Source organism: Streptomyces sp. NPDC060205, assembly GCF_042728395.1.
In the GTDB taxonomy this organism is placed as follows: Bacteria; Actinomycetota; Actinomycetes; order Streptomycetales; family Streptomycetaceae; genus Streptomyces.
In genome coordinates, this window is the sequence record NZ_JBHWZP010000458.1 from 1 (window position 1) to 6055 (window position 6055).

Annotated in this window: 6 protein-coding genes; 1 reads left to right on the plus strand and 5 read right to left on the minus strand. The window is 70.7% G+C overall.

Translation table 11 applies throughout. The annotated features are described in order from the left end of the window. Positions 1 to 56: 56 nt before the first annotated feature. Positions 57 to 272 carry a DUF6243 family protein gene (locus ACFWGJ_RS40815; RefSeq protein ID WP_387334026.1) on the minus strand — a complete coding sequence of 72 codons (216 nt, stop codon included), beginning with the start codon at positions 270 to 272 and terminating at the stop codon, positions 57 to 59. Between the two features lie 265 nt (positions 273 to 537). On the opposite strand from ACFWGJ_RS40815, the gene ACFWGJ_RS40820 reads away from it, so the two are divergent. Further along, complete coding sequence (locus ACFWGJ_RS40820; RefSeq protein WP_387334027.1) at positions 538 to 1335, plus strand: class I SAM-dependent methyltransferase; 798 nt, start codon at positions 538 to 540, stop codon at positions 1333 to 1335. A 39-nt stretch (positions 1336 to 1374) separates the two neighbouring features. Here the strand turns inward: ACFWGJ_RS40820 and ACFWGJ_RS40825 are convergent, their stop codons facing one another. The 4 genes from ACFWGJ_RS40825 to dnaK form a co-directional block, all read right to left on the minus strand. Further along, on the minus strand, positions 1375 to 1848 hold the full coding sequence (locus ACFWGJ_RS40825; RefSeq protein ID WP_107018054.1) for a heat shock protein transcriptional repressor HspR: 474 nt from the start codon (positions 1846 to 1848) through the stop codon (positions 1375 to 1377). Between the two features lie 7 nt (positions 1849 to 1855). Then, positions 1856 to 3052: a molecular chaperone DnaJ gene (dnaJ, locus tag ACFWGJ_RS40830; protein WP_387334028.1), complete on the minus strand. Its 1197-nt coding sequence runs from the start codon at positions 3050 to 3052 to the stop codon at positions 1856 to 1858. A gap of 87 nt (positions 3053 to 3139) precedes the next feature. Then, complete coding sequence (grpE, locus tag ACFWGJ_RS40835) at positions 3140 to 3823, minus strand: nucleotide exchange factor GrpE (RefSeq protein WP_107018052.1); 684 nt, start codon at positions 3821 to 3823, stop codon at positions 3140 to 3142. Continuing rightward, positions 3820 to 5685 (minus strand): molecular chaperone DnaK, encoded by a 1866-nt coding sequence (dnaK, locus tag ACFWGJ_RS40840; RefSeq protein ID WP_189773012.1) that lies wholly within the window; start codon positions 5683 to 5685, stop codon positions 3820 to 3822. The genes grpE and dnaK overlap by 4 nt, the downstream gene beginning before the upstream one ends. Positions 5686 to 6055 lie beyond the last annotated feature (370 nt).

Below are 6055 nucleotides of genomic sequence, written 5' to 3' on the forward strand. Positions count from 1 at the left end.
GGCCCGGACCGCGGTGCACGGTCCGGGCCCTGCTGTCCTGCATGTGTCAGCTCAGCTCAGCTCTGCGCGCCGTCGTCGTCCGACGTGCGGGCGGCCTCGGCCGCGGCGGCCTTCTCGCGCATCTTGCGCACCAGCTCCGCCTTCTGCTCGGCCGCGCCCTGGCGGTCGAGGTTGCGGTACGGGCCGTTGTTCGCCCGCTCGGCGCGGGACTGCTTCTTGCGCTGGCCGCCGCCCTGGCCCACGGGGTTGTTGATGTTCTTGCTCACGGTCACGGGTTCTCCCGGTGCTGATGCGAAGTGATCTACGGATTCGTCGGTGGGGGACGGGCGGCGGCGTCGAAGGACGTCGGCGGGGCCCGTCACGCTCTCACTCGTAAATCGGCGTCTGGAAGAACATGCCAAGGACGTTACCCGCTCCCACCGGCCCCGCACACCACGATTTCCACCGCCCCGGCGGGCGTGCCGGGACGCTCACGCCGCGTCGCCGTATCGTTGGCCCCTCGTCCAGCGTCTCCGCCACACGTTCCAGGGGGCCCGCGTGTCCGAGCCGGATTGGCGGAAGCCGTCCTCCAGCGGTGCCGACGCGCTCTTCGCGCATCCCCGGCTCGCCGCGGTCTACGACCCGCTCGATCCCGACCGCGGCGACCTCGACGCGTACGTCCGGATCGCCGCGGAGTTCGGGGCGCGCCGAGTGCTCGACATCGGCTGCGGGACCGGGGTGTTCGCGCTGCTGCTCGCCGCGCGCGGGATCGAGGTCGTCGGGGTCGATCCGGCGCGCGCCTCCCTCGACGTGGCCCGCGCCAAACCCGGTGGCGAGCGGGTGCGCTGGATCCACGGGGACGCCACCGCGCTCCCGCCCCTGCGCGTCGACCTCGCGACGATGACGGCGAACGTGGCCCAGCAGATCACCGGCGACCAGGCGTGGCGGGACACCCTGCGGGGCGCCCACGAAGCCCTGCGGCCCGGCGGGCACCTCGTCTTCGAGACCCGGGATCCCGCCCGGCGCGCCTGGGAGGAGTGGAACCGCGAGGCCTCGTACGCCGTGACGGACATCCCGGGTGTCGGCGCGGTCGAGAGCTGGGTCGATCTGAACGACGTCAGCGGGCAGCTGGTGACGTTCCGCCACACCTATGTGTTCGCCGCCGACGGTCAGGAGTTGACCTCGGATTCGACACTGCGCTTCCGTGAACGGCAGGAGATCGAGGCGGACCTGCGGGCTCAGGGCTATGCCGTACAGGACATCCGCGACGCCCCCGACCGCCCGGGCCGCGAGTTCGTCTTCGTGGCACGGCGGACCGGCAGCGGGAAACGCGAGGGGCCCGGAGGTTCGTGGTGAACCTCCGGGCCCCTCGGCGTGCGTGACCGCGCGTGCGGCTCAGTCCGTCGGTGGGCGTTTGGGGCGCCACACCACCAGGGCGCTGGTCTGCTGGACCTCCTGGTACGGGACCAGGTCGCGGCGGTACGAGGCGTGCACCGCGGCCTCGCGCTGCTGCATGGTCGCCGCCGCGCCCTCCAGGGCCGACGACAGTTCCGCGACCCGGGACTGCAGTGCGGCGACCTGGTTCTCCAGCTCGATGATGCGCTTGATGCCGGCGAGGTTGATGCCCTCGTCCTGCGACAACTGCTGGACGGTGCGCAGCAGTTCGATGTCGCGGGCGGAGTAGCGCCGGCCGCGCCCGGCCGTGCGGTCCGGGGAGACCAGGCCGAGGCGGTCGTACTGACGCAGCGTCTGCGGGTGCAGACCGGAGAGCTGGGCGGCCACCGAGATGACGTACACCGGTGTCTCTTCCGTCAGCTCGTAGGCCCTGCCGGTGAAGGAGTTCTGCCGACGGCGTCCGGGTGCGTCCATGGTGTCCTCATGCTCCCTTCGCGGCCTGGAACAGCTCAGCCCGCGGATCCTCCTCCGCGGTCGCCTCGCGATACGCCTCCAGCGCGTCACGAGCCTTCCCCGTCAGGTCCGCCGGAACACTCACCTCGACGGTGACCAACAGGTCCCCGCGGGTGCCGTCCTTGCGGACCGCGCCCTTGCCGCGGGCCCGCATCGTACGGCCGTTGGGGGTGCCCGGCGGCAGTTTCAGGGTGACCGGAGGCCCCCCGAGTGTGGGCACGCGGACCTCGCCGCCCAGTGCCGCCTCCGTGAAGGTGACGGGCACGGTGACGGTGAGGTTGTCGCCCTTGCGGCCGAAGACCGGGTGCGTGTCCACGTGCACCGTGACGTACAGGTCGCCCGAGGGGCCGCCCCGTTCGCCCGGCGCGCCCTTGCCGCGCAGCCGGATGCGCTGGCTGTCCGACACCCCCGCGGGGATACGGACCTGCATGGTGCGGGACGACTTGGCGCGTCCCGAGCCGCTGCAGACCGCGCACGCGTGCTCCGCGATCAGGCCGCGGCCCTTGCAGTCGGGGCACGGGTCGGTCAGCGAGAACCCGCCGCCCGAACCGCGCGCCACCTGGCCGGTGCCGACGCAGGTCGGGCACACGCGCGGTGTGCCGTTCTTGTCGCCGGTGCCCGAACAGGCCTTGCAGGGGGACTGCGAGGTCATCCGCAGCGGGACGGTCGCCCCGTCCACGGCCTCCGTGAAGCTGAGCGTGACCTCGGTGTCGATGTCCTGGCCGCGCCGCGGCTGCGTGCGGGCGCCGGGGCCCGCGCCGCCGCGGTTGAAGAGTCCGCCGAAGACGTCCCCTATGCCGCCACCGAAGCCCCCGGCCCCGCCCTGCGGACCGCCGCCTCCGCCCTGGGGGCCGCCTCCGAAGAGGTCCCCCAGGTCGAAGTTGAAGGAGCCGCCCGAACCGGCCGGGCCGGGACGGAAGCCGCCGTTGCCGAAGAGGGTGCGGGCCTCGTCGTACTCCTTGCGCTTCTTGGGGTCCCCGAGGATGTCGTTCGCCTCGGAGATCTCCTTGAAGCGCTCCTCGGCGCGGGCGTTCCCCTTGTTGGCGTCCGGGTGGAACTCGCGGGCGAGTTTGCGGTACGCCTTCTTGATCTCGGCCTCGGTGGCGTCCTTGGGGACGCCGAGGACCTTGTAGTAGTCCTTCTCGATGAAGTCCTTGGTGCTCATCCTCGACGCCCCTCCTTCCGTACGCCACCGTCACGTACGCGCTCGACGTTCTCCGTGCAAAGGGGCGCGCGTACGCCCTGTTTCACGTCAGCCCTCGTCCGGGCCACCGCTCTCCTTGTCGTCGGCCGCCGCGGTCCCCGCATCCGTCTCGTCGCCCTTGACGGGCTGCGCTCCCGGCTGCGGCTCGGCGACCGCCACCCGCGCGGGGCGGATGGTGCGCTCGCCGAAGCGATACCCCGGCTGCAGAATCGCCACGCACGTCGTCTCCGTGACGTCCGGCGCGTACGAGTGCATCAGGGCCTCGTGGATCATCGGGTCGAAGGGCTCGCCCTCCTTGCCGAACTGCTGCAGGCCCATCTTGGCCGCGACGGTCTCCAGCGACTCGGCCACCGACTTGAAACCGCCGAGCAGTTCGCCGTGTTCCCGCGCGCGGCCGATGTCGTCGAGCACGGGCAGGAGCTCGGTCAGGAGGCTCGCGATGGCGAGTTCCTTGACCGCGATCCGGTCGCGCTCGACCCGGCGGCGGTAGTTCTGGTACTCGGCCTGGAGCCGCTGGACGTCCGCCGTGCGCTCGTTGAGCGCCGTACGCACCTGGTCCAGCTGGGCCGTCAGGCCTGCGATCTGGGCTGCTGACTGAGCTGCTGCCGTGTCCCCGGCCGGGGCCGCCCCGTCCTCCGCGGAGGAGGGGGCGGCCTTCGGCTCGGCGTCTTCAGGGGTGGCGCCGGAGGGGACGTCGGGCTGCTCGTCGAAGCCCGGGGTCTCCTCCGTCACGCGGCACCGTCCTTGCGGTCACGGTCCTCGTCGACGATCTCGGCGTCGACGACGTCGTCGTCGGCGGCCTTGGCACCGGCGTCCGGGCCGGCGCCCGGGGCCTCGGCACCGGCGGCGCCCTGAGCGGCCTGGGCGTCGGCGTACATCGCCTGGCCCAGCTTCTGGGAGACGGCGGCGACCTTCTCGGTGGCCGTACGGATCTCGGCGGTGTCCTCGCCCTTGAGCGCGGCCTTCAGCTCCTCGACGCTCGTCTCGACCTCGGTCTTGACGTCGCCGGGGACCTTGTCCTCGTTGTCCTTGAGGAACTTCTCCGTCTGGTAGACGAGCTGCTCGCCCTGGTTGCGGGCCTCGGCCGCCTCGCGGCGGCGGTGGTCCTCGTCCGCGTACTGCTCGGCCTCCTGGCGCATGCGGTCGACCTCGTCCTTCGGCAGCGAGGAGCCGCCGGTGACGGTCATCTTCTGCTCCTTGCCCGTGCCGAGGTCCTTCGCGGTCACGTGCATGATGCCGTTGGCGTCGATGTCGAACGCGACCTCGATCTGCGGGACACCGCGCGGGGCCGGCGGCAGACCGGTCAGCTCGAACATCCCGAGCTTCTTGTTGTACGCCGCGATCTCGCGCTCGCCCTGGTAGACCTGGATCTGGACGGACGGCTGGTTGTCCTCGGCCGTCGTGAAGATCTCGGACCGCTTGGTCGGGATCGTGGTGTTGCGCTCGATGAGCTTCGTCATGATCCCTCCCTTGGTCTCGATACCGAGGGACAGCGGGGTCACGTCGAGGAGCAGGACGTCCTTGACCTCACCCTTGAGGACACCGGCCTGCAGGGCGGCGCCGATGGCGACGACCTCGTCCGGGTTGACGCCCTTGTTGGCGTCCTGGCCGCCGGTGAGCTCCTTGACGAGCTCGGCCACGGCGGGCATACGGGTGGAGCCACCGACGAGGACGACGTGGTCGATCTCGGACAGCTGGATGCCGGCGTCCTTGATGACGTTGTGGAACGGCGTCTTGCAGCGCTCCAGCAGGTCGGCCGTCAGCTGCTGGAACTGGGCGCGCGTGAGCTTCTCGTCCAGGTGCAGCGGGCCCTCGGCGGAGGCCGTGATGTAGGGCAGGTTGATCGAGGTCTCCGTGGAGGAGGACAGCTCGATCTTGGCCTTCTCCGCGGCCTCGCGCAGACGCTGGAGGGCCATCTTGTCCTTGCCCAGGTCCACACCGTGGCCGGACGCGAACTGCTTCACCAGGTAGTCGACGACCCGCTGGTCCCAGTCGTCACCACCGAGGTGGTTGTCGCCGTTGGTGGCCTTCACCTCGACGACGCCGTCGCCGATCTCCAGGAGGGACACGTCGAACGTGCCGCCACCGAGGTCGAAGACGAGGATCGTCTGGTCGTCCTTGTCGAGGCCGTACGCCAGCGCGGCGGCGGTCGGCTCGTTCACGATGCGCAGGACGTTCAGGCCCGCGATCTCGCCGGCCTCCTTCGTCGCCTGACGCTCGGAGTCGTTGAAGTACGCCGGGACCGTGATGACCGCGTCGGCCACCTTCTCGCCCAGGTACGCCTCGGCGTCGCGCTTCAGCTTCTGCAGGATGAAGGCGCTCATCTGCTGCGGGTTGAAGTGCTTGCCGTCGAGCTCGATCTTCCAGTCCGTGCCCATGTGACGCTTGACGGACCTGATGGTCCGGTCCACGTTCGTGACCGCCTGGCGCTTGGCGACCTCGCCGACGAGCACCTCGCCGTTCTTGGCGAAGGCGACGACGGACGGCGTGGTCCTGGCGCCCTCGGCGTTGGTGATGACGGTGGGCTCACCGCCCTCCAGAACGCTGACGACGGAGTTAGTCGTGCCCAGGTCGATGCCGACCGCACGTGCCATTTCAATTCCTCCAGCAATGACTTGAGTGGAACGGACTCAAGTGTGCATGACGCTTGCCGCGTGGTCAACAGAGGTGAGTCGTGGGGGCTCAACTCTTATCTCTTGCTTACGCGCACATTGACCCCTGACCTGCGGGTCGACCCCCACGCGCGCCCCAGCGGGGGCCGTTCGCGCAGTTCCCCGCACCCCTGAAAACCGCGCCCCGCCGCCGTCGGGTGCGGGGGCGTGGGGGTTGCTCGCGCAGTTCCCCGCGCCCCTGAAAGACTGCGTCCGTCGTCGGGTGCGGGTCGGTGGGGGCGGGCCGCGCCGTTCCCCGCGCCCCTCAAAAGCGGGGCTGCGCCCCGGCTTTTGCTTTTCAGGGGCGCAGCCC

Excerpts from the sequence above, each read along its gene's own strand:
- ACFWGJ_RS40825 (WP_107018054.1), bottom strand. The coding sequence starts at position 1,848 with ATGGACGCACCCGGACGCCGTCGGCAGAACTCCTTCACCGGCAGGGCC.
- dnaJ (WP_387334028.1), bottom strand. The coding sequence starts at position 3,052 with ATGAGCACCAAGGACTTCATCGAGAAGGACTACTACAAGGTCCTCGGC.
- dnaK (WP_189773012.1), bottom strand. The coding sequence starts at position 5,685 with ATGGCACGTGCGGTCGGCATCGACCTGGGCACGACTAACTCCGTCGTC.